27 protein-coding genes and 1 riboswitch are annotated in these 26,397 nt (G+C 64.3%); of the genes, 13 read left to right on the plus strand and 14 right to left on the minus strand.

Going from position 1 to position 26,397, the window contains the following annotated elements; all coding sequences use genetic code 11:
• The first annotated feature begins 260 nt into the window (after positions 1-260).
• From fdxA to CO656_RS13155, 3 genes are all read left to right on the plus strand, one after another.
• Complete coding sequence (gene fdxA, locus CO656_RS13145; RefSeq protein WP_037390327.1) at positions 261-599, plus strand: ferredoxin FdxA; 339 nt, start codon at positions 261-263, stop codon at positions 597-599.
• Positions 600-1,003: 404 nt separating this feature from the next.
• Entirely contained in the window at positions 1,004-1,570 is a 567-nt protein-coding gene (locus tag CO656_RS13150) for a CarD family transcriptional regulator (protein ID WP_018235988.1), read from the plus strand.
• 482 nt (positions 1,571-2,052) lie between these two features.
• Entirely contained in the window at positions 2,053-2,919 is an 867-nt protein-coding gene (locus tag CO656_RS13155; RefSeq protein ID WP_064252367.1) for an RNA polymerase factor sigma-32, read from the plus strand.
• 16 nt (positions 2,920-2,935) lie between these two features.
• Here CO656_RS13155 and ampC read toward each other — a convergent pair whose 3' ends face one another.
• From ampC to thiB, 5 genes are all read right to left on the minus strand, one after another.
• Positions 2,936-4,120, minus strand: coding sequence for a class C beta-lactamase (gene ampC, locus CO656_RS13160; protein WP_097526089.1), 1,185 nt, complete (start codon positions 4,118-4,120; stop codon positions 2,936-2,938).
• 150 nt (positions 4,121-4,270) lie between these two features.
• Entirely contained in the window at positions 4,271-5,782 is a 1,512-nt protein-coding gene (locus CO656_RS13165; RefSeq protein WP_037418120.1) for a M48 family metalloprotease, read from the minus strand.
• A gap of 305 nt (positions 5,783-6,087) precedes the next feature.
• Positions 6,088-6,810, minus strand: a complete 723-nt coding sequence (locus tag CO656_RS13170; RefSeq protein ID WP_097526090.1) for an ATP-binding cassette domain-containing protein — start codon at positions 6,808-6,810, stop codon at positions 6,088-6,090.
• Positions 6,807-8,429 (minus strand): thiamine/thiamine pyrophosphate ABC transporter permease ThiP, encoded by a 1,623-nt coding sequence (thiP, locus tag CO656_RS13175; RefSeq protein ID WP_097526091.1) that lies wholly within the window; start codon positions 8,427-8,429, stop codon positions 6,807-6,809. The genes CO656_RS13170 and thiP overlap by 4 nt, the downstream gene beginning before the upstream one ends.
• Before the next feature lie 7 nt (positions 8,430-8,436).
• A complete protein-coding gene (thiB, locus tag CO656_RS13180; protein WP_097526092.1) occupies positions 8,437-9,465 on the minus strand; it encodes a thiamine ABC transporter substrate binding subunit in 1,029 nt (342 codons plus the stop codon).
• Between the two features lie 48 nt (positions 9,466-9,513).
• A riboswitch (TPP riboswitch) is annotated at positions 9,514-9,629 on the minus strand.
• 155 nt (positions 9,630-9,784) lie between these two features.
• Here thiB and CO656_RS13185 point away from each other — a divergent pair.
• From CO656_RS13185 to CO656_RS13200, 4 genes are all read left to right on the plus strand, one after another.
• The gene (locus tag CO656_RS13185; protein ID WP_097526213.1) at positions 9,785-10,264 is read left to right on the plus strand and encodes a GNAT family N-acetyltransferase; all 480 of its coding nucleotides are present in this window, start codon (positions 9,785-9,787) and stop codon (positions 10,262-10,264) included.
• Positions 10,265-10,348: 84 nt separating this feature from the next.
• Positions 10,349-10,999: a thiamine diphosphokinase gene (locus tag CO656_RS13190; RefSeq protein WP_037418112.1), complete on the plus strand. Its 651-nt coding sequence runs from the start codon at positions 10,349-10,351 to the stop codon at positions 10,997-10,999.
• A gap of 4 nt (positions 11,000-11,003) precedes the next feature.
• Positions 11,004-12,830, plus strand: a complete 1,827-nt coding sequence (locus CO656_RS13195; RefSeq protein ID WP_097526093.1) for an ABC-F family ATP-binding cassette domain-containing protein — start codon at positions 11,004-11,006, stop codon at positions 12,828-12,830.
• Between the two features lie 81 nt (positions 12,831-12,911).
• The gene (locus CO656_RS13200; RefSeq protein WP_097526094.1) at positions 12,912-13,658 is read left to right on the plus strand and encodes a sulfite exporter TauE/SafE family protein; all 747 of its coding nucleotides are present in this window, start codon (positions 12,912-12,914) and stop codon (positions 13,656-13,658) included.
• Here CO656_RS13200 and trmD read toward each other — a convergent pair.
• The 6 genes from trmD to CO656_RS13230 form a co-directional block, all read right to left on the minus strand.
• Positions 13,640-14,356, minus strand: coding sequence for a tRNA (guanosine(37)-N1)-methyltransferase TrmD (trmD, locus tag CO656_RS13205; RefSeq protein WP_097526095.1), 717 nt, complete (start codon positions 14,354-14,356; stop codon positions 13,640-13,642). The two genes, CO656_RS13200 and trmD, sit on opposite strands and share 19 nt — an antisense overlap.
• Positions 14,357-14,366: 10 nt before the next feature.
• Complete coding sequence (gene rimM / locus CO656_RS13210; protein ID WP_097526214.1) at positions 14,367-14,930, minus strand: ribosome maturation factor RimM; 564 nt, start codon at positions 14,928-14,930, stop codon at positions 14,367-14,369.
• Between the two features lie 134 nt (positions 14,931-15,064).
• Positions 15,065-15,439 carry a 30S ribosomal protein S16 gene (rpsP, locus tag CO656_RS13215; RefSeq protein ID WP_037418100.1) on the minus strand — a complete coding sequence of 125 codons (375 nt, stop codon included), beginning with the start codon at positions 15,437-15,439 and terminating at the stop codon, positions 15,065-15,067.
• A gap of 37 nt (positions 15,440-15,476) precedes the next feature.
• The gene (locus tag CO656_RS13220; protein ID WP_037418097.1) at positions 15,477-15,812 is read right to left on the minus strand and encodes a chorismate mutase; all 336 of its coding nucleotides are present in this window, start codon (positions 15,810-15,812) and stop codon (positions 15,477-15,479) included.
• A gap of 12 nt (positions 15,813-15,824) precedes the next feature.
• Positions 15,825-17,387: a signal recognition particle protein gene (gene ffh, locus CO656_RS13225; RefSeq protein WP_037418094.1), complete on the minus strand. Its 1,563-nt coding sequence runs from the start codon at positions 17,385-17,387 to the stop codon at positions 15,825-15,827.
• 276 nt (positions 17,388-17,663) lie between these two features.
• Complete coding sequence (locus CO656_RS13230) at positions 17,664-18,116, minus strand: MarR family transcriptional regulator (RefSeq protein WP_097526096.1); 453 nt, start codon at positions 18,114-18,116, stop codon at positions 17,664-17,666.
• A 126-nt stretch (positions 18,117-18,242) separates the two neighbouring features.
• Between CO656_RS13230 and CO656_RS13235 the strand changes: the two genes are divergently transcribed.
• From CO656_RS13235 to CO656_RS13260, 6 genes are all read left to right on the plus strand, one after another.
• Positions 18,243-19,250, plus strand: coding sequence for an MBL fold metallo-hydrolase (locus CO656_RS13235; protein ID WP_097526097.1), 1,008 nt, complete (start codon positions 18,243-18,245; stop codon positions 19,248-19,250).
• Positions 19,251-19,340: 90 nt separating this feature from the next.
• Positions 19,341-20,243: a diaminopimelate epimerase gene (gene dapF, locus CO656_RS13240; RefSeq protein WP_179864767.1), complete on the plus strand. Its 903-nt coding sequence runs from the start codon at positions 19,341-19,343 to the stop codon at positions 20,241-20,243.
• Positions 20,240-21,514, plus strand: coding sequence for a tRNA (N(6)-L-threonylcarbamoyladenosine(37)-C(2))-methylthiotransferase MtaB (gene mtaB, locus CO656_RS13245; RefSeq protein WP_097526099.1), 1,275 nt, complete (start codon positions 20,240-20,242; stop codon positions 21,512-21,514). The genes dapF and mtaB overlap by 4 nt, the downstream gene beginning before the upstream one ends.
• 15 nt (positions 21,515-21,529) lie before the next feature.
• Positions 21,530-23,209 (plus strand): signal recognition particle-docking protein FtsY, encoded by a 1,680-nt coding sequence (ftsY, locus tag CO656_RS13250; protein ID WP_097526100.1) that lies wholly within the window; start codon positions 21,530-21,532, stop codon positions 23,207-23,209.
• A 150-nt stretch (positions 23,210-23,359) separates the two neighbouring features.
• Complete coding sequence (locus tag CO656_RS13255) at positions 23,360-23,992, plus strand: septation protein A (RefSeq protein ID WP_037418204.1); 633 nt, start codon at positions 23,360-23,362, stop codon at positions 23,990-23,992.
• Entirely contained in the window at positions 23,989-24,582 is a 594-nt protein-coding gene (locus CO656_RS13260) for a DUF2585 domain-containing protein (RefSeq protein ID WP_097526101.1), read from the plus strand. Before CO656_RS13255 ends, CO656_RS13260 begins: the two co-directional genes overlap by 4 nt.
• A gap of 259 nt (positions 24,583-24,841) precedes the next feature.
• Here the strand turns inward: CO656_RS13260 and CO656_RS13265 are convergent, their stop codons facing one another.
• Genes CO656_RS13265 through CO656_RS13275 form a run of 3 tightly spaced genes read right to left on the minus strand, consistent with a single transcriptional unit; the run spans position 24,842 to position 26,393 of the window.
• The gene (locus tag CO656_RS13265; protein WP_037418080.1) at positions 24,842-25,453 is read right to left on the minus strand and encodes a DsbE family thiol:disulfide interchange protein; all 612 of its coding nucleotides are present in this window, start codon (positions 25,451-25,453) and stop codon (positions 24,842-24,844) included.
• A complete protein-coding gene (gene ccmD, locus CO656_RS13270) occupies positions 25,450-25,626 on the minus strand; it encodes a heme exporter protein CcmD (RefSeq protein ID WP_083853990.1) in 177 nt (58 codons plus the stop codon). Before ccmD ends, CO656_RS13265 begins: the two co-directional genes overlap by 4 nt.
• Positions 25,623-26,393 (minus strand): heme ABC transporter permease, encoded by a 771-nt coding sequence (locus CO656_RS13275; RefSeq protein ID WP_097526102.1) that lies wholly within the window; start codon positions 26,391-26,393, stop codon positions 25,623-25,625. Before CO656_RS13275 ends, ccmD begins: the two co-directional genes overlap by 4 nt.
• Positions 26,394-26,397: the final 4 nt, after the last annotated feature.

Genomic DNA, 26,397 nt, shown 5'->3' on the forward strand with positions numbered 1-26,397 from the left:
TCTTGCAAAGGCCGCTTAAAGCCTTTACGTCACAAGCCATGTTGCAGCACCCCGCGCCGTTCGGGCGCGCAAGGGTCGCTGTGTGAAATTTGAAATGCTGCATGGTCTTATCCTTGAACCGGTGCCGATTTAAGGAACCCTGCAGGAGGTGGCACTTGCGGTTTGCTTCGGGCAGCTATGCGCGCCGGACATTCCTAGCATGCGCGGACGATCGAGCATTGCCGACTGCCATCTGATGAGAGCATTGGCTGGAGTACCTCATGACGTATGTCGTGACCGACAATTGCATTCGCTGCAAGTACACGGACTGCGTGGAAGTCTGCCCGGTGGACTGCTTCTACGAGGGCGAGAACTTTCTCGTCATCCATCCGGACGAGTGCATCGATTGCGGCGTGTGCGAACCGGAATGTCCCGCAAATGCGATCAAGCCGGATACCGAGCCAGGCCTCGACATGTGGTTGAAATTGAACGCCGATTTTGCGACGCAGTGGCCGAACATCACGGTCAAGCGCGACCCTCTGCCGGAAGCGAAGGAGATGGACGGCGTCGAAGGGAAGTACGAGCAGTATTTCTCCGAGAAGCCCGGCCAGGGCGACTGAGGCCCGGCCGCTCGGTTCGCCGCGGCTGACGGAGCGCTAAACGCGCGAGGCCGGAAATCTGGGGAAATCCCATCGGTGCCTCGCAGGTGCGAGCATGGCGGCTTGATCGTTGCCATGCAGCAAATTATTGATTTCCGCTCTTTTTTATGATAGGTTCCAGACACTGATCCACAGAGGGTGCTTTTGCGCGCCCGAAAACCAGCACGAAAGCAAATCGATTTCCACGGCGCGGCACTTTCAAAATAGGCAACGTTCCGTTGCTCGTGACTGCGACGCAAGAAGCCGTTTGCATTTCGTTGGACGGACCAGGATTGACCCCACCCGGCGGTATCCCCGTCTATCCGGGCCTCACGACCCGGCCCGGCCGATCGAGGCCGGTGCGCACTAGGGAGTGTTTGAAACGAATGACGACCCAGCAGAAAAAATCTTCAACGCGCCAAGGCTTCAAGACCGGTGAATCGATCGTTTATCCGGCTCATGGCGTTGGTCAGATCGTGGCGATTGAGGAGCAGGAAGTCGCCGGCATGAAGCTCGAGCTTTTTGTCATCGATTTCGAAAAGGACAAGATGCGTCTCAAGGTGCCGGTGGCTAAGGCCGTCAGCATCGGGATGCGCAAACTGTCCGAAACCGATTTCGTCGACCGCGCATTGAAGGTTGTGCAGGGCAAGGCACGCGTGAAGCGGACCATGTGGTCGCGTCGCGCGCAGGAATACGATGCCAAGATCAATTCCGGCGATCTCATTTCCATCGCGGAAGTGGTGCGCGATCTTTATCGTGCGGAAAACCAGCCGGAACAGTCCTATTCCGAGCGCCAGCTCTACGAAGCCGCTCTCGACCGCATGGCGCGCGAAATCGCTGCCGTGAACAAGATGTCGGAAACGGAAGCCGTGCGCCTCGTCGAAGCCAATCTGAACAAGGGGCCGAAGCGCGGCAAGGCCATCGAGGAAGACGAGCAGGACGAAGCCGCCTGACCGGCAGCGAAACGCTTCGCCAGCATTCAGCAATTGGATCTAGGCCCGGCATCAGCGCCGGGCCTTTTTTCTTGCCTCAGTGCCTTTCGCGCGCCGCACAATGCTACTGCATGTCTCCTTATATCGACCTCCATTTAAGGACCAAGACATGCAGCAGTTCAAAGTGCTCAGCGACCTTTGCGCGATTAGACGCGCGGGCGCTGCAGGTGCATGGCTCGCGACCTGCAATCTAAAATCGTTACCGCGACAGGGAACTTTTCGACCCGGCGCACGTTTCTCGTTCACGGGATAGGCGCGCGCCTGCATTCCCGCGCGATCGTGGTTCTGTGAGTGCTCACCGTTTCAGGTCGTATTCCTCGATGTAGGGCACTGCTTCAATTCGTCAAGCAGGGCCGGCCGCCCTTCAACCGACCGCCGCGACAGGCGTTCGGCTCTTCTAGGATCAACAGTGTTGGCGTTCGGCGCCAGCCAGGGAGCAATCGATGAAGACCCTTACAGCAGACAGGCGTTTGATTAAGATTGCAATGGATGCCCCTTATCTCGAGCGAGACGAGGAGCATGCGCTGGCGGAGGCCTGGCGGAACGACCACGACCAGGAAGCCCGAAACAAGATCGCCATGTCGCATATGCGGCTGGTGATCGCCATGGCCGCCAAGTTCCGTAGCTTCGGCCTGCCGATGGGCGATCTCGTCCAGGAGGGGCATATCGGCCTTTTGGAGGCGGCGGCGCGGTTCGAGCCGAGCCGCGAGGTGCGTTTCTCGACCTACGCCACCTGGTGGATTCGCGCATCCATGCAGGACTTCGTGCTGCGCAACTGGTCGATCGTCAGGGGCGGCACCAGCTCGGCGCAAAAGGCGCTGTTCTTCAACTTGCGCCGGCTCAGGGCCCGCCTCGCCCAAGGCGACCGCCAGCTTACATCGCAGGCTATGCACGAGGAAATCGCTGCCGCCCTCGGCGTCAGCCTCGCCGACGTGCAGACCATGGATGCCCGTCTCTCCGGAAACGACGCCTCCCTGCAGGCGCCGGTCGGCCACGGCGACGCCGATGGCGGTGCGCGGCTCGATTTCCTGCCGAGTGATGCGCCGCTCCCCGACGAGCAGGTGAGCGACATGATCGACGGCGAGCGGGCGCGCCGCTGGCTGCAGCTCGCGCTGACGCAGCTGACCGAGCGCGAGATGAAGATCATCCGGGCACGCCGTCTTTCCGAGGACGGCGCAACCCTCGAGGAGCTCGGTCTGGCGCTGGGCATATCGAAGGAGCGTGTGCGGCAGATCGAAACCCGGGCGCTGGAGAAGCTGCGGACGGCGTTGGCGGCAAAGGCCCCGGCACTGACTGCCGCCATGCACTGATCGCGCGCTGAAGCCGTTATTGGGCGCTCGTTCCTGCGTCCTCAAGTGCCGTCAGAATTCGATAGGCGGCCTTCACCCGTGCCGGAATGGGATAGCCCCTGTTGGCAAGAATGACGATGCCAATCCGCTGCGTGGGCACAAAGGCGGCATAGGCGCCGAATCCGCCCGTCGAACCCGTCTTGTTGATCAGCACGTCCTCCCGTGGCGCCCGCGGCGGATCGTGCCTTGTGACCTTGTTGGGTTTCAAGCTCACCTCGGGCGAGTTTCCTGCCAGCAGCGCCTCAAGCTCGACCGGGTAGGGATACATCTCCCACCCAAGCCCTTGCGTCATGTCACCGACACTGAAGTAACCGGTGTGCGTTGCGGCGATCGCCCCCCGGAGCGTCTCGTCGACTGCTGCGCCGCCCATATTGGCCTCGACAAAGCGGATCAGATCGCCGGCCGTCGTCTTGACGCCATAGGCTTCCGAATCGAGCACGCCGGGATTCACCCGGACCGGCTTGCCGGCTTTCGAATAGCCATGGGCATAGTCGTCCATGCGATCTTCCGGCACGCTGATATGGGTCTCGGTAAGACCGAGTGACGGGAAGAGCGTCTTTTCCATGAGATCGTCGAAAGACTTTCCCATGCCTCTGGCGGCAAGGTAGCCGAACAGGCCGATGCTGGGATTCGAATAGAGCCTGTGGGTGCCGGGGGCGTAGTCCGGCCGCCAGGCTTTGAAATAGGCGACCATCTCGTTCTCGTCGGTGACCGACGCCGGAAACTGCAAAGGCAGGCCGCCCGCCGAATAGGTGGCGAGATCGAGAAGACTGATTTCCTCGAAGCGGCTTCCGGCGAGTGTCGGCAGGTATTTGCTGGCGCTGCCGGAGAGAGACAGGTCTCCACGCGCCTCGCCGTAGGCGGCGAGCGTTGCCGTAAAGGTCTTGCTGATCGAGCCGATCTCGAAAAGCGTCCGATCGCCGACCTTCCGTCCGGTTTCCTTCGAAGCGACGCCGTAGTTGAAGACGTATCGTCTCCCCTCGACCGTCACTGCGACAGCCATTCCGGGAATGTCGTATTCCTTCATCACCGGGCCGACCGCCTCGTCAACGACGCGCCCGATGTTTTCCCGGTCGTCGCCGGCAATTGCCTGTGTGCATGCGCCGCTGAAAAGAGAAACGGCCGCAACGACTGCAAGCGTCTGAAAGTGCCTGTTTTTCATGCTGATTCATCCCCGTCCAAGACCGTCAGTGGCTTACTTACTGCATGATTCCTTGAATCGTAGCCGAATTAAGGAAGAAGGCGGCAATTCAAAGTTGTTACACTTTGAGGGTGCGTTGCCGAAGAATGAGGAGAGAGCGGCGGCCATCACCTATTCGGCGATGATCTTCACCTTGTCGCCCGGCTTTACGGTGGATGTGACCTGCATGGCGTTGATGAGCCGGAAAAGGTCGAGCTTCCTGTCCGTTCCCATCATCCGCGCCGCCAATGTGGCGCTCGTGTCGCCCGGCCGCACCGTCACCACCCTGATGCGCAGCGGCTTCAGGGATTGGACTTCGGCCGTAGACATGCGGCGGAAGGAGCTGCGCAACTGGCTCGCGGTCGCTTCAAGCGCGGTCGATCCCTTCGGAACCGCGGTCAGGAAGCGATAGATGCGGTCGCCGAGCCGGATGACGGTGACGTCGAAATCCCAGCGATCGGCGGAGGCACGCGCCGTCGCAGCCTCAAGGCCGCTGACGGAAACGGGACGAATGGTGTCGGGCTGCAGGCCGGTCACCCAGCCGCTGGCAATGTAGTCGGTCAAGTTGCGGCGGGCGTTGTCGGAAATGCCGTCGAAGCGGATGGCGACCTCGCCCGGACCCGTCGCCAGCACGGCTTCGGCCTTGTTGTCGATCTGGAAACCCTGGGGCACGTCGAAGCGTATGCCGAGTTGGCCGTGCAGGAAGGTCTGGCCGCGGACATAGCCTTCCTCCGGGCTGTCGCCATAGAGCAGCCCGTCAATGCCGGCGAGATAGTAATCCCGGCCGCGGTCGCCGCTCGTTCCTTCTGGGCCGAAGGCGCGCGCATGCCGGCGCGCCAGTTCGACGCGCTGCGGCGCGTTCGGGTGGCTCGACAGGAAGTCGAGGCTCTGGTCCGCTTCGGGATCGACCGCGGTGAAGCGGCTATAGGCAGCCATCGAATCGAGGAAGCGCGCGGCGGCGTAGGGATCGTAGCCGGCTTCGCCGAGCATCCTAACACCGATCACGTCGGCCTGCAGTTCCTGGTTGCGCGAGAAAGCCGCAAGCCGCAGCTTGCCGCGGGCGAGCGCCTGCTTGCCGGCAAGATTGGAGGACAGCACTTCGGAGACGACGCGGCTGGCGATCACCTCCGCCTCTTCGCGCTGCTGGCGCTGGATGCCGTGATTGGCGGTGACGTGCGCCATTTCGTGCGAAAGCACTGCGGCGACTTCCGAGGCGTCGTCGGCAAGCGCCAGCAAGCCGCGCGTGACGTAGAGATAGCCGCCCGGCAGCGCAAAGGCGTTGATTGCCGGGGAATTGAGGATGGTGATGCGGTAGGACTGCTGCGGGTTTTCCGAAACCGCCGTCAGCGCGCCGGTGATGCGGGCGACGAGCCGTTCGGTCTTGGCGTCCTTGTACTCGCCGCCGTAGCTCGCGACGATGCGCGGATGCTCGCGCGCGCCGAGCTGGGCGCGCGGATCGTTCTTCTGCACCTCCTCGACAATCTGCGGATTGGAGGAGGGCGAGACGGCGGGCTCGTAAGTCTGCTCGATGATCGACTGGCAGGCGGAAAGAAGGCTGAATGAAGACAGCGCAACCAAAGCGCGCAAAACCATGCCGGCATGCCGCGTCGGAAACCAGTCTCTTGTGACTGTCTGCCTTGCCATTCCTCAGCCCGTTCCATCCGCCGATGGCGCCTCTCGCCCTCGACGAAAAATCCTACTTTTTCAGCCGCATAACGCCGCCGGCGCCGGGTTTCTCAGCCATAACTCTGCTGTATCGATTTAACCGGCGCCTGCCTAGCTGATCCCAGTAGAAATAGTTGCCCCGTGGTATCACAGCAACGGATGCGCGAGTAACCTGCGCATCCGACCGGACGTTCCGCGCGTCGCATAGCGGGGCGGTCAAATTGTGGCGAAACGCGCATTGTCCAAAGATACTGCCGTAGTGCCCCGACCAATGGCTCATTCCTTCACCGGATCTCGTCATTGCCAAGAAACCGGTTGATCGCTGCCAGGTCCCGCCTCGCAAGAAACCGATTGAGGGGGTCGTGAGCGACGATACGCCCGTCGTCGAGGAAAAGCACGCTGTCGGCGAGGCTCTTCACGTCATCGGGATGATGCGTGATCATCAGGATGGTGTTGGCTTCCTCGCGGTGAAGGTCGCTCAGAAGTTCGCGCATCTCGGCGCGCATTCCCGGGTCGAGCGCGGCGAAGGGTTCGTCGAGCAGCAGCAGCGGCCGATGCCGCACCAGCGCGCGGGCGAGCGCCACCCGCTGCCGCTCGCCGCCGGAAAGCGTCGGCGGCAGCCTTCTGCCGAAGCCGGCGAGCCCGACCCGCGCCAGCGCATCCTCGATCCTGTCGTGATCGGGCGGGCCGAGCCTCAGCGAGGGGCTGATTCCAAGGCCGACATTGGTCGCGACGTCGAGATGGGCGAAGAGATTGTTATCCTGGAAGATGACGGACACGGGCCGTTCTGCCGGAATGCGGCCGGCCATGTCGTCGCCGAGGATCCTTACATTGCCAGATTCCGGTGTTTCGAAGCCGGCGATGACACTGAAAAGCGTCGATTTTCCGGAGCCGGAGGGGCCGACGACGGCGGCGAACTGCCCGGCCGGAACCGCGCAGTCGAAGGCCAGGGCTGCCGTTTCAAAGCGGACCCTCACGTCATTGAGGGACAAGGCAAGCGAACTCATGCGGCTCGTCCTTCCGCCGCCTTCTCTCCCGCCGTGCCGAGCACGGTCAGAGCGAGGCAGATGAGCCCCAGCATCAAGGCAATGCCGGCGGCGTCGGCGGTACGGTAGCTGCCCATCCGGCTATAGAGCAGCCAAGGTAGGGTCGCGAGATCCTGCGAACCGAAGAGGGCAACGGCGCCGAGATCGCCGAGCGACAGCGCGAGCCCGAAGGAGAGCGCCATCAGGAGCGGCTTGCGTAGCGCCGGCCAATCGATCCATCGCAGGCGATGGAAGCCGCGGATGCCGAGGCTGGCGGCAAGGCGCTCCGTTCGCGCGGCATGGGTCGCCATGGCCGGGGCCAGGACCCGGTGGACGAAGGGAAGCGCCATCAGCGCATTGATCGCGATCACGACGAAGGGAGCGAAACGCGCAACATCGCCGAAGGGCCGCAGGAGGAGGAACCAGCCGGCGCCGAGCACGACGGGCGGCGCGAGCAGGATGAAGGAAGTGCTGGCACCGATCGTGCCGGCAAACAGACGGGCGGGCATACCGCGGCGGCGCCTTCCGAGGAGCAGCCGTTGCGCCCGGATCATCAGACCGGCCATCGCGACCGAAATGGCGGCGGAGGGAAGGGCGATGGCGGCGCTGGTGATTAGCGCCCGACGGAATGCCGGCTCGCTGACGAGGCGGGCGAGATCGGCCTGCAATCCCGACGCTGCGATGGCGATGAAGGGCAAGCCGACGAAGACGAGGGCGAGCGCCAGCCAGATGCCGTCGGCAGCGCGCGAAAGGCCACTCAGGCCGTCGAACCGCCGGGCTGCCCGCCCGCTCGTCTGGCCTTCTTCGGGGGGCGGAGCGAGAAATCTTAGGGCGATCAGCAGCGCGCCCGTCAGCGCGACCTGAAGGCCGGAAAGGGCGATCGCCCGGGGCGGGTCGAAATCGAAGCGCAGCGCCTGGTAGATCGCCACCTCGATCGTGCTCTGGGCCGGGCCGCCGCCGAGCGTCAGCACCAGCGTGAAGCTGGTGGCGCAGAGCATGAAGACGAGGCCGGCAATGCCCGGCAGCAATCCCCGGATCGCCGGCCATTCGATGAATCGGAAGATCGCTAACGACCCCATGCCGAGATTGGCGGAGCTGCGCCAATATTCGCCGGGAATGCGCTCGAGTCCGGCAAGCATCAGCCGGGCGGCAAGCGGCATGTTGAAGAAGACATGGGCAAGCAGGATGCCGAACAGGCCATAGACGCTGATCGGCTGCTGGCCCATTGCCGAGAGAACGTGGTTCAGAATGCCCTGCCGGCCCCAGACCTCGATCAGGCCGAGCGCCGCGACGAGCGCCGGCAGGCCGAGCGGCAGGGCCATCAGCCGCAGCATCCAGATCCGGCAGGGGAAGGACGCCTGCCGTGCCAATGCGCGTGCCACGGGAATGGCGAAGAGGATCGACAGGGCCGTCGAGAGGCCCGCCTGCAGCAGCGTGAAGCGCGTGACGCGCCAGATATAGGCGTCGAACAGGCCGTCGGCGTTGCTCTCGCCCGTCTGCGTGATGAGGGCCATTCCCGCCATGCCGACAAAAAGCAGGATGCCGCCGAGGCAGAAAGCCGCGGCGGCGATCGTCATCCTGCTCTCGGTGCTGTCGAACAAGCCGGCCTCAGTTCTCGCTCATCGCCGCCAGCCATTCGTCGATCCAGGCCTTGCGGTTGGCCGCGACCTCCTCCGAGGGCAGCAGCAAGGTCTTTTCGGGATTGACGAGTTTGCCAAAGGCTTCCGGCAGCGGCTCTTTGGTGGTGCCGACCGGCATCATCCAGTTGGTCGTCGGAATGATCGACTGGAATTCCGGGCCGGTCATGAAGGCGAGGAACTGGCGGGCGAGTTCCGGCTCCTTGGCGTTCTTCGTCACGCCGGCCACTTCGATCTGGATGTAATGACCCTCGGCGAAGGCTGCTGCCTGATAACGATCCGTTCCTTCCGCCACCATGTGGTAGGCAGGGGAGGTGGTGTAGGAGAGCACCATCGGCGCCTCGCCCTTGGTGAACAGGCCATAGGCTTCAGACCAGCCGGGGGTCACCGTCAGCACGCGCTCCTTGAGCTTGGCCCAGGCCTCGCCGGCCTTGTCGCCATAGACCGATTTCACCCAGAGCAGCAGGCCGAGGCCGGGCGTCGAGGTGCGCGGGTCTTCGATGACGATCTTTTGCGCAGGATCGCCCTCGACCAGCTCCTTGAGGCTCTTCGGCGGGCTCTTCAGGGTCTCGGTGTCGTAGACCACGGCGAAGTGGCCGAAGTCATAGGGCACGAAGGTATCGTCGGAAAAATCGCCGGGAACCTTGAGGCCTTTTGTGTCGAGGCCGTGCGGGGCGAAATAGCCGGTGGCCTTGGCCTCGGCGACGAGGTTGGTATCGAGGCCGAGAACGATGTCGGCCTTCGAACCCTCGCCTTCCAGCTTCAACCGCGTCAGGAGCTCGACGCCGTCGGCAACGCCGACATAATTCACCTTGCAGTCGCAGGTCTTGCCGAAGGTTTCGGCGACCTTGGCGCCAGGACCCCATTCGGTGATGAAGCTCTCATAGGTGTAGATCGTCAGCGTCTTTTCGGCAGCTGCGGCGCTCGCGGAAAATGCCGCGATGGCCACGGTGGCGATAGCCAGCCGGCCAAGGATCTTGCGATGGAGTGAACTGGACATCTGGGCACTTCTCCCTGTTGTTGATGTTGCACGGGAAAAGCGCGTATCGGTCCGATCGCTTCTAATCCCTCCGCCGGTACGAGCCGGATCAGGTTCCGCGGGTTGGCTCGAAGCCTCTCAGCCATTGAATCCGCGAGCGGTTCCAGGCACCCCGTTAGAGCAACCAAGATTTAGCTTCGGGCGGCAGCCAAGGCAAGCGGAGTTTCGGCCGGAGCATTGGCCCTTGGCGCTGCCTGCGCTATTAAGAGGCCCGAAGCCTGCAAGGCTTTGAAATTCAAACAACGGCGGCGGCGTTTTGTTCGCCAAGCGAGGCCATTTCATGCCGGATATGCTCGTTCGCCTCTATGCTTTGCCCGAGGATCGCGCGTCACGGCTCGGCCCCGACGTTGCCATTCGGCGCGCCCTGGCGCCCGAGCGCAGGATCGTCGTCTCCTGGATCGAGGAGCGCTTCGGCACCCTTTGGGCGGGCGAGGCGGAAGCGGCCTTCTCCTCGACGCCGACGCGGATCCATCTCGCGCTCTGCAAGGGCGAGCTTGCCGGCTTTGCCTGCCATGACGTGACGGCGCTCGGCTTCTTCGGTCCGACGGGCGTCGACAAAACATTGCGCGGCCGCGGCATCGGCGAGGCTTTGCTCTTCGAGAGCCTCTCCGCCATGCGCGCCGCCGGCTATGCCTATGCGATCATCGGCGGCGTCGGCCCGGCCGAATTTTACTCGCGCGCCGTCGGCGCGGTGGAGATTCCCGATTCGACGCCCGGCCTCTATGCCGACATGCTGTTGCCAGAGGAAAGCGGAAGTTGATCCAAGCAGTCCTGTTGGCCAAACGGCCCGAAGAGGCGTTCTACCCTTTTCCTTCGCTGCCGCTTTGCGCTATGGGCTTCTGCCATGACCCGATCGACCTTCACCATTCTTCTCGGCGGCGCGCTCAGCTTGACGGAGCGGCTGACGGCGCAGCTTTCCGGCAGCCGGTTCATCGCGGCGGACGGCGGCATGCGCCACGCGAAGACCCTCGGCATCGTCCCGGATCTCTGGGTCGGCGATTTCGATTCGACCGACGAAACGCTGCTGGCGGCATTCGCCCAAGTCCCGCGGGAAAACTATCCCGCCGCCAAGAACGCCACCGATGGCGAGATCGCGGTCGAGGCCGCGCTTGCGCGCGGTGCGACCACGCTGATCTTCGCCGGCGCGCTCGGCGGCACCCGCAGCGACCATGCCTTCCTGCATCTCTTGCAACTCGCGGCGCTTGCGGAAGAGGGCCACGATGCGTTCATGACCTCGGGCGAGGAGGAGGCCTATCCGCTGATGCCGGGCACCCGTGAGATCGACCTGCCGAAGGGCAGCCTGTTTTCGGTCCTCGGATTCACCGAGCTTTCCGGACTGTCGATCGAAAACGTCCGCTATCCGCTCGACGGCTTCGCGCTTTCCTTCGGATCGTCCCGGACCATTTCCAACGTCGCGGAAGGTCCGGTCCGCTTCTTCCTGAAATCCGGCCGGGCCGTGGTCCTCGCCCGCCCCTACGATCTTTCCGGAGCCTGACGCCTTGGCGCCCCCCATCCTCAAGCTTGACGACATCTTCCTGACCTTCGGCGGCACGCCGCTTCTCGCCGGCGCCAATCTGCAGGTCGAGCCCGGCGACCGCATCTGCCTCGTCGGCCGAAACGGATCCGGCAAGTCGACGCTGATGAAGATCGCCGCGGGCCTCGCCGAGGCGCAGTCCGGAGAGGTTTTCCGGCACCCGTCGGTGACAATCCGCTATCTGCACCAGGCGCCGGATTTCGACGGCTTCGATACGGTGCAGGCCTATGCGGAGGCGGGGCTGGGACCCGGCGACGATCACTACCGCGTCACTTACCTGTTGCAGCATCTGGGGCTGACCGGCGACGAAGACCCGAAGCGCCTCTCCGGCGGCGAGGCGCGGCGCGCCGCGCTTGCCCGTGTGCTCGCGCCGGAGCCCGATATCCTGCTTCTCGACGAGCCGACCAACCATCTCGACCTGCCGACGATCGAGTGGCTCGAAGACGAGCTCAGCCGCAGCCGCTCGGCACTCGTCTTGATCTCGCACGACCGGCGCTTTCTCGAAAAAGTCTCGACCGCCACCGTCTGGCTCGATCGCGGCCAGTCGCGCCGGCTCGACCGCGGCTTCGCCCATTTCGAAGCCTGGCGCGACGAGGTACTGGAGGCGGAGGAGCTCGAACAGCACAAGCTCGGCAAGGCGATCGAGCGCGAGGAGCACTGGCTGCGCTACGGCGTCACGGCGCGGCGCAAGCGCAACATGCGCCGCCTGGGCGAGCTGCAGGACATGCGGGCGCGCCACCGCGGCCACAAGGGGCCGCAGGGGACGATCCAGGCGACCGTCGCCGATGCCAGGGAATCCGGCAAGCTGGTCATCGAGGCGGACAAGATCACCAAGGCCTATGGCGAGCGCACGATCGTCGCGCCCTTTTCGATCCGCGTCCATCGCGGCGACCGCATCGGCCTGGTCGGCCCGAACGGCGCCGGCAAGACGACGCTGCTGAAGCTCCTGACCGGACAGATCGAGCCGGATTCCGGCAGGGTAAAGCTCGGGACCAATCTGGAGATGGCGACGCTCGACCAGAAGCGCGAGGATCTGAACTTCGACGAGACGCTGGCGCACTACCTGACCGACGGACGCGGCGAGACGCTTCTCGTCAACGGCGAGCAGCGCCACGTCACCGGCTACATGAAGGAATTCCTCTTCCAGCCGGAACAGGCGCGCACGCCGATCAGCGAACTTTCCGGCGGCGAGAGGGCGCGGCTGATCCTCGCCCGCATCCTGGCGAGCGCCACCAACCTGCTGATCCTCGACGAGCCGACCAACGATTTCGACATCGAGACGCTCGACCTGCTGCAGGAAATCGTCGCCGGCTTCGCCGGAACGGTGATCCTCGTCAGCCACGACCGCGATTTCCTCGACCGCACCGTGACCTCGACCATCGCGCCGGCCAATCCGGAGGCGCCGGACGGCCGCTGGATCGAATATGCCGGCGGCTATTCCGACATGATGGCGCAGCGCCGTGGCGCGATCGAGGAGCGGCGCCGGGCCGAAAAGGCCGAGAAGACCAAGCCGAGCGAAACGGCAGCCGAAGCGGTCGAACCGCAGAAGGCCAAGGGCAAGCTCTCCTACAAGCAGAAATTCGCGCTGGAGAACCTGCCGAAGGAGATCGCCAGCACCGAGGCCGAAATCGCCAAACGCGAAGAGAAGATGCACGATCCGGCGCTCTTTTCCCGCGATCCGGAAGGCTTCGCCAAGCTCGCCGCCGAGCTCGAAAAGCTGAAGGAGAAGCTGGCGCGCATGGAGGAGGAATGGCTGCAGCTCGAAATGCTGCGTGAGGAACTGGAGGGCTGAGGTCAGACCGCGATCCGTGAGCGGACTTGCGGCCGATTGTTCCAGCCGCTATCCCGGGTCGCGGGCTTTACGAGGACGGCCATGACGATATTCCAGGCGCTGTTGCTTTTTGTTGCGGGCTTCCTGTCCGGTGCCGTCAATGCGATTGCCGGCGGCGGCACGTTTCTGACCTTCGGCGCGATGACGCTTAGCGGCCTGCCGCCGATCGTCGCCAATGCCACCTCCTCGATCGTGCAGTTTCCGGGCTACGTCACCTCGGCGCTCGCCTATGCCAAGGAGATCCGCGCCGACCGCAGGAATGCCGTCCTCCTCGGGGTGATATCGGCGGTCGGGGGGCTCGCGGGCGCGCTTCTCCTGCTGTCGCTCTCCAACCCGTCGTTCCGCGCGATGGTGCCCTGGCTGCTGATCGCCGCGACGGCGATCTTTGCGGCGGGCCCTCTCCTGAAGCCGAAGGCCCGCAGCGACGAGCACCGAATCGGGCCGTTCGGTGTGGCGAGCCAGATGGCGACATCCGTCTATGGCGGCTTCTTCGGGGCCGGCATGGGCATCATGATGCTTGCGGTGCTCGGGCTTGCGACCGGCGGCAGCTATCACCGGCTGAATGCGCTGAAGAATTTCATCTCGATCGTCATTGCGCTGATCGCCATCCTGGTGTTCGCCGCAGGCGGCGTCGTTTCCTGGCTCCATGCGGTGATCATGGTGCCGGGTGCCGCCCTCGGCGGCTATTCCGGCGTCTGGGCCGCCCGGCGCGTTCCGCAGGCGGTCATCCGCGCCATCGTCGTCGCCGTCGGCCTGCTGCTCGCCGCTTATTATTTCTTCACGGGCTGAGGCGGATCACTCTCGAAGGCACGCGCCAGCAGATCGGGGCGGCGTTCCGCCGTCAGCCGCCGCGCCTCGGCCGCGCGCCATTTGGCGACGGCGCCGTGATTTCCTGATGTCAGCACCGCCGGAATCTCGTGGCCTTCGAAGACCTGCGGCCGGGTATATTGCGGGTGCTCGAGCAGCCCGCCCTCGAAGCTTTCGTGCACGCCGGAGAGTTCATTGCCCATCACCCCGGGCAGGACGCGCACGACCGCATCGAGCAGCACCAGCGCCGCCGGCTCGCCGCCGGACAGGATATAGTCGCCGATCGACACTTCTTCGAGATGGCGCGTGTCGATGACCCGCTGGTCGACGCCCTCGAAGCGGCCGCAGACGATGACGGCGCCGGGACCGGCGGCAAGCTCGCGAACGCGCGCCTGCGTCAACGGTCGGCCGCGCGGGCTCATCAGCACGCGCGGCCGGTCGTCATCCGCCGCGACGTGGTCGATGGCGCGGGCAAGAACATCCGGCTTCAACACCATGCCGGCGCCGCCCCCGGCCGGCGTGTCGTCGACGGTGCGGTGCTTGTTCTCGGCGAAATCGCGGATCTGCACCGCCTCGATCGACCATTGGCCGCGCTCCAGCGCCTTGCCGGCGAGCGACACGCCGAGATGCCCCGGAAACATCTCCGGATACAGCGTCAGGACCGTGGCGCGAAAGGACATCGCCGGCGGCTCACTTGCGCTTCGTCGGGAATTGCTTGTCGAGGCTCTCGTCCTTGTCATCGACGAGCCCGGCGGCGACCGGATCGACCAGCAGCTTGCCGGCCTCGAGATCGATCTCCAGCACCGACCATTCGGTGAACGGGATCAGCACCGGCCGGCGGCCGGGTCCCTTGAGCTCCAGCAGGTCCCCGGCGCCGAAGTCGAAGACGCCGGTCACCGAGCCGTAGCTCTTGCCAGTGCCGTCGATCGCTTCCAGGCCTTCGAGATCGGCATAGAAAAACTCATCCTCGTCGAGGTCGTCGTCGGGGAGGTTGTCGCGTTCGATGAAGAGTTCGAGGCCGTTCAACGCTTCCGCCGCGGTTCGGTCGTTGATGCCGCGGAAGCGGACGATGACCACGTTCTTCGCTTCACGGATTTCCAGCACCTCGAAGACGCGGCCGTCCTCGCTGTGCAGATTGCCGTAGTCGCCGAGCGCCGTCGGATCTTCCGTAAAGGACTTTACCCGCACTTCGCCGCGCAGGCCTTGCGCCGCGCCGATCGTCGCCATCAGGACAGGGTTCTCGAGCTTGGTCATTTTCGGCATCCAGGCAGGAGGGGTTCTTGCCACCGCTCCAATTCTTTGCCCGCTCCAATTGTTCGAACGTGCACATAAAGCAAAACGGGCGGCATGAAAATGCCGCCCGTCTGCTAACACCGTCCTGACGGTTATTATTCCGCGGCTGTTTCCGCAGCGGCAGCGGCGGCATCCTCGGCCTTCTGCTTGGCTTCGGCGGCACGCTCCTGTGCCTTCTTGCCCGGCAGTGCCTTGGTCGGGTTGTTGCGGGCCGGGCGCTTGGCAAGGCCTGCCTGGTCGAGGAAGCGCAGGACGCGGTCGGTCGGCTGGGCGCCCTGGGCGATCCAGTGGCTGACGCGCTCGGCGTTCAGCTCGACGCGCTTTTCGTCGTCCTTGCCGAGCATCGGGTTCCAGGAGCCGATCTTTTCGAGGAAGCGGCCGTCACGCGGGCTGCGCGCGTCGGCAACGACGATCTGGTAATAGGGGCGCTTCTTGGAACCGCCGCGGGCGAGACGAATTTTCAGTGCCATTTCAGTTACTCCTTGCAGGCTTTCTTGACCGCTTCGTTCAAGCGGAACGGGTGGTGCCGGCGCTGCCCGCGGGCTGCGAGCGATCGGCGGCGATGGCTTCATGATGCCGGATGACTTCCTTGATGATGAAGTTCAGGAACTTCTCGGCGAAATCCGGGTCCAGATTGGCATCCTTGGCCAAGTGGCGAAGGCGTTCAATCTGGTATTCTTCGCGCGCCGGATCGGCCGGCGGCAGCTTGTGCTTGGCTTTGAGAACGCCGACCGCCTTGGTGCAGCGGAACCGTTCGGCCAGCATGTGGACGAGCGCGGCATCGATATTGTCGATCGATTGCCGGTAGCCCGCCAATTCCTCTTTGATCTCGGGATCAAGCATTCGTCGCGATCCTCACTTCTTCTTAGGTAAACCGGGAAGGCCGGGGAATCCGCCGAGACCGGGCAGCTTGCCGCCACCCAGGCCCGGCAAACCGCCACCGAGGCTCGGCATTCCGGCACCCGACTTGCCGAGGCCGGCGGCCTCCGCCTGCTTCTGCAGCGCTTCCAGCTGTTTCGGATCCATCTTCGAAAGATCCGGCATGCCGCCGCCCAAGCCGCCAAGGCCCATCTTGTTGGCAAGGCCGCCCATCATCTGCTTCATCATGCCGCCTTTCCCCTTGCCGCCCATCATCTTCATCATGTCCGCCATCTGGCGGTGCATCTTCAGAAGCTTGTTGATGTCGGCGGCGTCGGTTCCCGAGCCGCTGGCGATGCGCTTCTTGCGCGAATGCTTGAGCAGATCCGGATTGGCGCGCTCGGCCTTGGTCATCGAGGAGATGATGGCGAGCTGACGCTTGAAGAGACTGTCGTCGAGGCCGGCAGCGGCCATCTTGTCCTTCATGCCGGCCATGCCGGGCATCAATCCCATGATGCCGCCCATGCCGCCCATCTTCTGCATCTGGCGCAGCTGGTCGGCGAGGTCGTTGAGGTCGAATTTGCCCTTGGCCATCTTGGCGGCCATGGCGGCCGCCTTTTCGGCGTCGATGTTTTCCGCCGCCTTTTCGACCAGCGAGATGATGTCGCCCATGCCGAGGATGCGGTCGGCAACGCGGCGCGGGTGAAACTCCTCGAGCTCGTCCATCTTCTCGCCGACGCCGATCAGCTTGATCGGCTTGCCGGTGACCGCACGCATCGACAGCGCCGCACCGCCGCGGCCGTCGCCGTCCATGCGGGTCAGCACCAGGCCGGTGATGCCAACGCGATCGTCGAAGTTGCGGGCGAGGTTGACGGCGTCCTGGCCGGTCAGCGCATCGGCGACGAGCAGGATCTCATGCGGATTGGACTTCCGCTTGATCTCCGCCATCTCGATCATCAGCGGCTCGTCGATATGGGTGCGGCCGGCGGTGTCGAGGATGACGATGTCGTGGCCGCCGAGCTTCGCCGCCTGAACGGCGCGGGCGGCGATATCGGTCGGCGACTGGCCGGCGATGATCGGCAGCGTGTCGACGCCGGTCTGCACGCCGAGTTGGCGCAACTGCTCCTGGGCGGCCGGACGACGGGTATCGAGCGAGGCCATCAGGACCTTCTTCTTGTCGCGCGCCGTCAGCCGCTTGGCGATCTTGCCGGTGGTCGTCGTCTTGCCGGAGCCCTGCAGGCCGACCATCATGACGACGACCGGGGCCGGCGCATTGAGGTCGATCGTCACGCCCTCGGAGCCGAGCATGGCAACAAGCTCGTCATGGACGATCTTGACGACCATCTGGCCGGGCTTGATCGATTTCAGGATTTCGGCGCCGACCGCCTTCTCGCGAACCTTCTCGGTGAAGGACCGCACGACATCGAGCGCGACGTCGGCTTCGAGTAGCGCACGGCGAACCTCCCGAAGCGCCGCGGAAACGTCCGCTTCCGACAGGGCGCCGCGGCCGGTCAGTCCATTCAATATGGAACCAAGACGGTCCTGGAGGCTCTCGAACATTCTCTCTTCCTTCTGGTTTCCGGTTCGCTTCAGGCTCCCGAAAACTTGGGTACCCTCGCGCGGAAAACAAGGCGCAAAGCCAAAAACCACCCGAGGGCGCAACGCGCTGTCGGGTGTTGACCTCCGGGCTCTCTTTATACCTTTGCGGGGCCCGGTCGGCGGCTTCGAAGTCATCACTTGCGAAGGAATTTGCCGCGATAAACAGCAAAGCGACCGAAAAGTCAAGTTACGGGAGAACCTTGCGCGAAGAGGAAGAGCGGCGTCAAGTTCCTTCGCTCACCGTCGGGCGAGCGCCTCGAAGGCGGCGTCGATCCGTGCCATGACTCTGAGCGCCACGACTACCTCGGTCTGATTGATATCGCCGAGGACCGCATGCAGCATTTCGAGTTCGCGCCGATGGACGGCGTTGAAGAGATCCCTGCCGGCCGGGCTCGGCGCGCAGAAATAGGCCCGCCGGTGTTCCGGATTGGGCCTTTTCTCGATCAACCTTTTGCCGATCAGGCCGGCGGCGACGCGCTGCACGAACTGCCGCTTCATCGACAGCCGCCTGGCTGCCTCCGGCACGGTCAGCGGCTCCTCGCAGAGGAGTTCCAGCACGGAGCGCTCGGCAACACTGATTCCCGCACCCTCGAGCATGTTCTCGACTGTTCTGCTGACGTTGAGATGCACGGGCCGGACAAGCTTGATCGCCTTGTAGAGCCGTTCCAGTCTGTCGAATCGGGCAAGCATGATGGTATGGTAGCAATCGAGTTGCCATTCACAAGAAATTATTAACGGATTTGGCGTTCACACTGTGATCGAGCGCCGGAGCGCCTATCTTTTCGGCATCGATGTAATCGACAGCTTGGGACGGCAATGGGCACAGGCGGCAACCGCTACTACAGGGGACCCGTTTCGGATCATTTCGACGGCATTCGTTTCTACAATCCCGGGGGAATGGCGCCGCGCGGCTTCGCCGACCTGTTGCGCTGGCAGCTGCGCGGCAAGCGCGTGCGCTGGCCGAAACACTACGACAGCCCCTTCATCGAAGTCCGGCCTGAGCTCAATGTCGACGGCGACCGGCTGCGGGTGACGATGATCGGGCACGCGACGCTCCTGATCCAGGTGGCCGGCCTGAACATACTGACCGATCCGGTCTGGTCCCATCGTGCCAGCCCCTTCGCCTTTGCCGGGCCGCATCGCCATAACGCACCGGGCATTCGCATGGACGACCTGCCGCCGATCGACGTCGTGCTGGTCACCCACAATCACTACGACCATCTCGATGTAGAAACACTCGGCACGCTGCATGCCGAGCACGCGCCGCTGATCGCAACGCCGCTCGGCAACGACACGATCATCCGCCGCGCCGTTCCGGATGCGGAGCTCGCGGTTCTCGATTGGGGCGAGCGGATCGAGATCGACGACGGCGTCGTCGTCCATGCGGAACCCTGCCATCATTGGTCGGCCCGCGGCATGCGCGACAGGCGGATGGCGCTCTGGTCCGCCTTCGTCATCGAGACTCCGGTTGGCAAGATCTATCATGTCGGCGATACCGGCTTCCACGGCGGCATCAACTATCGCGCCGCCCGCGACAAGCACGGCTCCTTCCGCCTCGCCAACCTTCCCTTCGGCTGCTACGAGCCGCGCTGGTTCATGGAAAGCCACCACCAGAATCCGGAAGAAGCGGTCATGGGCATGATCGCCTGCGGCGCAGAGCACGTGGCGGGTCATCATTGGGGCACGTTCCGTTTGACGGATGAGGGCATCGAAGAGCCGTTGAGGGCCCTGGAGGCCGCGCTTGCCAGGGCCGGCGTCGAGCCACGCCGCTTCCGGCCGCTGCGGCCTGGCGAAGTCTTCGACGTTCCCGCCTCGGCGGAATAATGCGCCACTGGTAATTTCCGGCCTTTTCCGCCATATACAGCCCAAATGAAGGGCGCCCGGGGTCGGGGGCCGAGCTTGGACAATCGCGACATGGCCGATCAGGTGCAATTTGCCAGGATGAACGGGCTTGGAAACAAGATCCTGGTCGTCGACATGCGCGGCCGCAGGGATCGCGTCACGCCCGAGGCGGCGATCGCGCTCAATGCCGATCCGGCGACCGAATTCGACCAGATCATGGCGATCCACGATCCGAGGGCCGCCGGCACGGACGCCTGGATCGACATCGTCAATTCCGACGGCTCGATGGCGCAGGCTTGCGGCAACGGCACCCGCTGCGTCGTCCAGGCGCTCTCCGCCGAGACAGGCAAGAAGGCGTTCCTGTTCCATACGGTCGCCGGCCTGCTCGAGGCCAAGGAGCATGACGGCGGCTTGATCTCGGTCGATATGGGAGCCCCGCGCTTCGGCTGGAGCGAGATCCCGCTCGCCGAGGAATTCCACGATACACGGCGGATCGAGCTGCAGATCGGGCCGATCGACGATCCGGTGCTGCATTCGCCCTCGGTCGCTTCGATGGGCAATCCGCATGCGATCTTCTGGGTGGAGAACGACGTCTGGAGCTACGAGCTCGAGCGCTTCGGGCCGCTGCTCGAAAATCACCCGATCTTTCCCGAACGCGCCAATATATCGATCGCCCGTGTCCGTTCACGTGAGGAGATGGACCTCAGGACGTGGGAGCGGGGCGCGGGGCTGACGCTCGCCTGCGGTTCCGCCGCCTGCGCCGCCGCGGTCAGCGGCGCCAGAACCGGCCGCACGGATCGGACCGTGACGGTGAACGTTCCGGGCGGGCCGCTTAAGATCGAATGGCGCGAGCGCGACGACCACGTGATCATGACGGGGCCGGCCGAATGGGAATGGTCGGGCAGGCTCGATCCCGCCACCGGTGCTTTTGAGCGTGATGCGGCGAGCGGCGCAAACGGAGCGCGAGCGCTTTGAGCGGCGTCGAGGTCATAACCTTTGGCTGCCGCCTCAACACTTATGAATCGGAAGTGATGCGGGCGGAGGCCGAGAAGGCGGGGCTGAACAACGCCATCCTCGTCAATACCTGCGCGGTCACGGCCGAGGCCGTGCGCCAGGCGCGCCAGGCGATCCGCCGCGCCCGGCGCGACAATCCGCATGCCCGCATCGTCGTCACCGGCTGCGCCGCCCAGACCGAGAAGGAAACCTTCGCCGAGATGGCCGAGGTCGATGCGGTTCTCGGCAACGAGGAGAAGCTCAAAAGCGCCTCCTATCGGGCGCTGCCGGATTTCGGCGTTTCGGCCGAGGAAAAGCTGCGCGTCAACGACATCATGAGCGTGCGCTCCACGGCGCCGCAGATGGTCAAGCACATCGACGGCCACGTGCGCGCCTTCATCCAGGTGCAGAACGGCTGCGATCACCGCTGCACCTTCTGCATCATCCCCTATGGCCGCGGCAATTCCCGCTCCGTGCCGATGGGCGCGGTCGTCGAACAGGCGCGCCGGCTCGTCGAAGGCGGCTATTGCGAGATCGTCTTGACCGGTGTCGACGCGACGAGCTACGGCGCCGATCTGCCCGGAACGCCGACGCTTGGGCTGCTCGCCAGGACGCTTTTGAAGCAGGTGCCGGAAATTCTCCGCCTCAGGCTCTCGTCGATCGACAGCATCGAGGCGGACAGGCATCTCCTCGACCTCATCGCGGACGAGCCGCGCTTCATGCCGCATCTGCATCTGTCGCTGCAGCATGGCGACGATCTGATCCTGAAGCGCATGAAGCGACGCCATTCGAGCGCCGATGCCCGCGCCTTCTGCGCCGAGGTTCGGCGTTTGCGGCCCGAGATCAGCTTCGGCGCCGACATGATCGCCGGTTTTCCGACAGAGACCGAAGAGATGTTTGAGAACGCCGCGCGGCTTGCCGAGGAGTGCCGCATCGCCCATCTCCACGTTTTCCCCTATAGCCCCCGTCCGGGCACCCCGGCGGCCCGCATGCCGCAGCTCGACCGGGCGCTCGTCAAAGAACGGGCCGCGCGGCTGCGCGTCAAAGGAGCAGAGCTCTACGCGGCCCATCTCGACCGCATGATCGGCAGCGACCAGACGATCCTCGTCGAGATGAACGGGCTGGCGCATACGGAGAATTTTACCCTCGTCGATGCGGCCGGCCTCGAGCCGCGCTCGCTCGCTACGGTCGCAATCACCGGCCACAACGGCAAGCATCTGACGATGCACAGAGAACAGATGGCTGCGGCCTGATATCCGGACATTCCCATGGCGATTGGTTTCATCAAGAAGATCTTCTCCTTCGGCAAGGATACCGTCGAAGAGAAACCGCTGCCGCCGCAGGAGGCGCCGGTAGCGCCGGTTGCCGATGAGGCCGCTGGTACGCCCTCTGTCCCTGCGGCGAGCGCCGAGGATGATCGGACTGCCATCGAGGAGGCGAAGTCTGGTGCGGACGAGATTGCGCCATCTGCCGAACGTGCCCCCGAGATTGAGACCGGTCATGAAGAGGCAAGGTCCGAGAAAGACCTCGTCATCGAAGGCGAGAGCGTGCCCCATCCAATCTTCCCCCTTGTGAGGGAGATGCCCGGCAGGGCAGAGGGGGGTGAAGCTCCTTCCGAAGACGCTCCGTTTGCCGGTGAAGCCGCGATACCCCCCTCTGTCCCTTCGGGACATCTCCCCCACAAGGGGGGAGATCAGGGGGAGATCGAGGCAGCCGCCGACAACAGCCGAACCGTCGTCGAGGAGGCAGAGGCCGGTGGTGCAGGCGAAATTGCGCCGACAGCCGAGCCCGCCCCGGATGAGGTTGGTACCCGTAGCGAAGAAGTTGACGAAAGCGTTGCGATAGACGGCGAGGGCGCGCCCCATCCAATCTCCCCCCTTGTTGGGGAGATGCCCGGCAGGGCAGAGGGGGGTGCCCCTTCCGCAGACCAGGCCGCGCTTCGCGACGAAGCCGCCCCGAGCCTCCCCAAGGGCTTTGCCGCCGCCGACAAACGCCCTCAGGAAGCAGTGCCCGCCGCCCAGCCGAAGCTTTCCTGGTATCAGCGGCTGCGCCGCGGCCTCGCCCGCACATCGTCGCAGCTCACCGGCCAGATCGCCAGCCTCTTCACAAAGCGCAAGCTCGACGAGGCGACGCTGCAGGAATTGGAAGATCTGTTGATCCAGGCGGACCTCGGCGTCGAGACGGCGATGCGGATCACCGACGCACTCTCCTCGGAGCGCTACGGCAAGGACGTGACCGGCGAGGACGTCTCGCGCATCATGGCCGGCGAGATCACCAAGGTGCTCGCCCCGGTCGCCAAGCCGCTAGAACTCGATCTCAGCCACAAGCCGCATGTGATCCTCGTCGTCGGCGTCAACGGCACCGGCAAGACGACGACGATCGGCAAGCTTGCCGCAAAACTTTCCGGCGCCGGGCTGAAGGTGATGCTCGCAGCCGGCGACACCTTCCGCGCCGCGGCGATCGAGCAGCTGAAGATCTGGGCGGAGCGGACGAAGTCCGACATCGTCGCCTCCAAGCTCGGCGCCGACGCCGCGGGCCTTGCCTATGAGGCCTACCAGCTCGCCCGCGAGAAGAAATCGGACGTGCTGATCATCGACACGGCCGGGCGGCTGCAGAACAAGGCCGAGCTGATGGCCGAGCTCGAAAAGATCGTCCGCGTCCTCGGCAAGCTCGATCCGGATGCGCCGCACACGGTGCTGCAGACGCTCGATGCGACGACCGGGCAGAATGCACTGCAGCAGGTGGAGATCTTCCGCAATGTCGCGGGCGTCAGCGGGCTGATCATGACCAAGCTCGACGGCACGGCGCGCGGCGGCATCCTGGTGGCGATCTCCGCCAAGCACAAGCTGCCGGTCTATTTCATCGGCGTCGGCGAGGGTGTCGACGATCTCGAACCCTTCGAGGCGAAGGATTTTGCCGAGGCGATCGCCGGCGTCGCCGCCGGCTGATCAAGAAACGCGAGGCTTGCGGTGGCAACGCCGGTTGATATGGTTTTGCCGCAATGCTGGTGTTATGAGCGGCCAGAGAGCGGGACGAGGAAAGCGGTTTTCCGCCCGCGTCCCGTTCCAGCAAGTGGTATGACAGAACAGGATCCGCACATGTCGACAATCGAGGCAGAGAAGCCCCGGACGGAGGTAAGCCCGCTCCTGAAGCTCGTACTGGAGCTCGGGCCGCTGATGGTGTTCTTCTTCGCCAATTCGCGCGGCGACTGGCTGGCTGGGCGCTTTCCGGTGCTCGCCGAACTCGGCGGTCCGATCTTCATCGCCACCGGCCTTTTCATGGCGGCGACGGCCGCGGCGCTCGCCGTCTCCTGGATCATGACGCGAACCCTGCCGATGATGCCGCTCGTCTCCGGCATCGTCGTCTTCGTCTTCGGGGCGCTGACGCTGTGGCTGCAGAACGATACCTTCATCAAGATGAAGCCGACCATCGTCAACACGCTGTTCGGCGCGATCCTGCTCGGTGGGCTCCTGTTCGGCAAGTCGCTACTCGGCTATGTATTCCATGCCGCCTTCAAGCTCGATGAGGACGGCTGGCGGAAGCTGACGATCCGCTGGGGCGTGTTCTTCCTGTTCCTCGCGGTGTTGAACGAGATCGTCTGGCGCTCCTTCTCGACCGATTTCTGGGTCGCCTTCAAGGTCTGGGGGACGATGCCGATTACCATTCTCTTCACCCTTGCCCAGATGCCGCTGATCATGAAGCACTCGCTGGAACAGGAGAGGGCCGAGTGACGATCGCCGCCGGTACGGACGACAACAGACAACGCAGCACCTGGATTTGGCTGATCGCCTGCCTCGGCGTCGTCGTCATCCAGATCCTGATGCAGCATCTGATGGGGCGGCTGTGGATCTGCGAATGCGGCTATGTGAAACTCTGGGAGGGCGTCGCCAATTCCAGCGGCAACTCGCAGCACATTTCCGACTGGTACACGCCGTCGCACATCATCCACGGCTTCCTGTTCTACGGCCTCGGCTTTCTGCTGCTGCGCGGAAAACCGCTGAGCGCCCGCCTGCTGCTCGCGACCGTCATCGAGTCGGCTTGGGAGATCGTCGAGAACACGCCGATGGTGATCAACCGCTACCGCTCGGCGACGATCTCGCTCGACTATTTCGGCGACAGCATCCTTAATTCCACTATGGACACGCTCGCCATGGCCGCAGGCTTCCTCATTGCCTCGCGGTTGCCGGTGGCGGTAACGGTCACGATCGCGATCATCCTCGAACTCTTTACCGGCTGGCTGATCCGCGACAACCTGACGCTCAACGTGCTGATGCTTGTCTGGCCGCTTGATGCGGTGAAGGCGTGGCAGGCGGGGCTGTAGACCCGTTAGATCTTCCGGCCGGGTTTGCCCCTCAACTCGCTGCCGCGACCTTCTCCCCGCAGGCGGGGAGAAGGGACTTCGCGGAAACGCTGAGCGCCCTCTTCAACGCAAGGCGTTGAAACGGGGAAGCCGCGTTTCCGTTACCTTCCCACAGGCGGATCGATGAGGATGAGTGGGCGCCACGAGTCTCTTCGCCCCGCGCGCGGGGAGAAGGTGGCCGGCAGGCCGGATGAGGGGGCAACGCTAGCTAAAATGCCACCTACGATCCGGCAAGCGCCTTCTCGATCGCCGGCATCAATCCTTCCTTCAAAGTCCGCTCGTCGAACGGCCCGGCGCGCTTGTAGAGGATCGTGCCGTCGGCGGCGACGAGGAAGGATTCCGGGATGCCGTAGACGCCCCAGTCGATCGCCGCCTTGCCGTTCGGATCGATGCCGACCGCCGAGAAGGGGTTGCCGAGTTCGCCGAGGAACCGCAGCGCGTTGTCGTTGCGGTCCTTGTAGTTGATGCCGACGACGGTCAACCGGGGGTCCTTCGAAAGTTCGAGGATGACCGGATGTTCCTGGCGGCAGGGCACGCACCAAGAGGCCCAGACGTTGACGAGCGTCAGTCTGCCCTTGACGGCCGTATCGGTGAGCGCCGGCATCGGCTGGCCTGAGGGCGTCACGGCGCCTTGGAGCGGCGGCAGATCGAGCTTCGGCGCCTTGGTGCCGATGAGCGCCGAGGGAATTTCGCTGATGTCGCGGCCGGAATTCAACTGGCTCCAGAAGATCAGCGCCAGCGCCGCGAAGATCAGAAGCGGAAGCGCCGCCAGCAAATAGCGCAAGGGGCCGGGCCTGCGCTCGTCCGGCTGCGGCGCCTGCGTGCTCGTCATCGAGCTTCTCCGGCTGGAGCTTCCGCCGAACGGCGGCGGATGCCGGCGGCCTCGAGTGCCCTCAATTCTCGTTGCCGGGCACGGCCGTCGCCGACAACCCAGACGACGAGGCCCGCAACGACCGCGAAGGCGGCGGCATAGCTGGCAAAGACATAGGCTGCATGGCTCATCATGGCGCCAAGTTCTCCCGGCCGGCATTGCGGGCCGCCTGGCGCCGGAGCGACGTCACCCGGCGGCGCCAGATCTCGTTGCGCATTGCGGCGATGTGCAGCGTGAAGAACAGGAGCGTGAAGCCGACCGCCATGATTATGAGCGGCCACAGGAATTCCGGATCGATGGTGGGGCCGTCGAGGCGCATGACGCTTGCCGGCTGATGCAGCGTGTTCCACCATTCGACGGAGAATTTTATGATCGGGATATTGACGAAACCGACGAGCACCAGCACGGCCGAGACGCGGGCCGAACGGGCCGGATCGTCCATGGCCCGGTTCAGCGCCATCAGTCCGAGATACATAAGGAAGAGCAGGAAGACCGAGGTCAGCCGTGCATCCCAAACCCACCAGGTGCCCCACATCGGCTTGCCCCAGAGCGAGCCGGTGACGAGCGCCAGGAAGGTGAAGCAGGCGCCGATCGGTGCGGCCGCCTTGGCCGAGACATCCGCCAGCGGATGGCGCCAGACGAGCGTGCCGAGTGCGGATATCGCCATCAGCGTGTAGCACATCATCGACAGCCAGGCGGAAGGCACGTGCACATACATGATGCGCACCGTCTCGCCCTGCTGGTAATCGCCCTCGGTGGTGAAGGAGAGCCAGAGCCCGGCGGCGAAGGCGAGCACCGTGAGTGCGGCAAACCATGCCAGTACGCGATCGGCGAGCGCCAGGAACCGGGTCGGGTTGGCGAGATCGCTGAATTTGCGGATGGCCAGGCTGTTATCGCTCATGACG

The organism is Sinorhizobium sp. FG01, from assembly GCF_002531875.1.
Lineage (GTDB): Bacteria > Pseudomonadota > Alphaproteobacteria > Rhizobiales > Rhizobiaceae > Sinorhizobium > Sinorhizobium fredii_C.

Excerpts from the sequence above, each read along its gene's own strand:
- CO656_RS13235 (WP_097526097.1), top strand. The coding sequence starts at position 18,243 with ATGGGCACAGGCGGCAACCGCTACTACAGGGGACCCGTTTCGGATCAT.
- ffh (WP_037418094.1), bottom strand. The coding sequence starts at position 17,387 with ATGTTCGAGAGCCTCCAGGACCGTCTTGGTTCCATATTGAATGGACTG.
- thiB (WP_097526092.1), bottom strand. The coding sequence starts at position 9,465 with ATGTCCAGTTCACTCCATCGCAAGATCCTTGGCCGGCTGGCTATCGCC.
- CO656_RS13190 (WP_037418112.1), top strand. The coding sequence starts at position 10,349 with ATGACCCGATCGACCTTCACCATTCTTCTCGGCGGCGCGCTCAGCTTG.
- CO656_RS13220 (WP_037418097.1), bottom strand. The coding sequence starts at position 15,812 with ATGCTTGATCCCGAGATCAAAGAGGAATTGGCGGGCTACCGGCAATCG.
- rpsP (WP_037418100.1), bottom strand. The coding sequence starts at position 15,439 with ATGGCACTGAAAATTCGTCTCGCCCGCGGCGGTTCCAAGAAGCGCCCC.
- CO656_RS13170 (WP_097526090.1), bottom strand. The coding sequence starts at position 6,810 with ATGAGTTCGCTTGCCTTGTCCCTCAATGACGTGAGGGTCCGCTTTGAA.
- dapF (WP_179864767.1), top strand. The coding sequence starts at position 19,341 with ATGGCCGATCAGGTGCAATTTGCCAGGATGAACGGGCTTGGAAACAAG.
- CO656_RS13155 (WP_064252367.1), top strand. The coding sequence starts at position 2,053 with ATGAAGACCCTTACAGCAGACAGGCGTTTGATTAAGATTGCAATGGAT.
- CO656_RS13165 (WP_037418120.1), bottom strand. The coding sequence starts at position 5,782 with ATGGCAAGGCAGACAGTCACAAGAGACTGGTTTCCGACGCGGCATGCC.
- CO656_RS13150 (WP_018235988.1), top strand. The coding sequence starts at position 1,004 with ATGACGACCCAGCAGAAAAAATCTTCAACGCGCCAAGGCTTCAAGACC.
- fdxA (WP_037390327.1), top strand. The coding sequence starts at position 261 with ATGACGTATGTCGTGACCGACAATTGCATTCGCTGCAAGTACACGGAC.
- ccmD (WP_083853990.1), bottom strand. The coding sequence starts at position 25,626 with ATGATGAGCCATGCAGCCTATGTCTTTGCCAGCTATGCCGCCGCCTTC.
- trmD (WP_097526095.1), bottom strand. The coding sequence starts at position 14,356 with ATGTCCTTTCGCGCCACGGTCCTGACGCTGTATCCGGAGATGTTTCCG.
- CO656_RS13255 (WP_037418204.1), top strand. The coding sequence starts at position 23,360 with ATGTCGACAATCGAGGCAGAGAAGCCCCGGACGGAGGTAAGCCCGCTC.
- CO656_RS13185 (WP_097526213.1), top strand. The coding sequence starts at position 9,785 with ATGCCGGATATGCTCGTTCGCCTCTATGCTTTGCCCGAGGATCGCGCG.
- ftsY (WP_097526100.1), top strand. The coding sequence starts at position 21,530 with ATGGCGATTGGTTTCATCAAGAAGATCTTCTCCTTCGGCAAGGATACC.
- CO656_RS13275 (WP_097526102.1), bottom strand. The coding sequence starts at position 26,393 with ATGAGCGATAACAGCCTGGCCATCCGCAAATTCAGCGATCTCGCCAAC.
- CO656_RS13200 (WP_097526094.1), top strand. The coding sequence starts at position 12,912 with ATGACGATATTCCAGGCGCTGTTGCTTTTTGTTGCGGGCTTCCTGTCC.
- CO656_RS13230 (WP_097526096.1), bottom strand. The coding sequence starts at position 18,116 with ATGCTTGCCCGATTCGACAGACTGGAACGGCTCTACAAGGCGATCAAG.
- CO656_RS13265 (WP_037418080.1), bottom strand. The coding sequence starts at position 25,453 with ATGACGAGCACGCAGGCGCCGCAGCCGGACGAGCGCAGGCCCGGCCCC.
- rimM (WP_097526214.1), bottom strand. The coding sequence starts at position 14,930 with ATGACCAAGCTCGAGAACCCTGTCCTGATGGCGACGATCGGCGCGGCG.
- ampC (WP_097526089.1), bottom strand. The coding sequence starts at position 4,120 with ATGAAAAACAGGCACTTTCAGACGCTTGCAGTCGTTGCGGCCGTTTCT.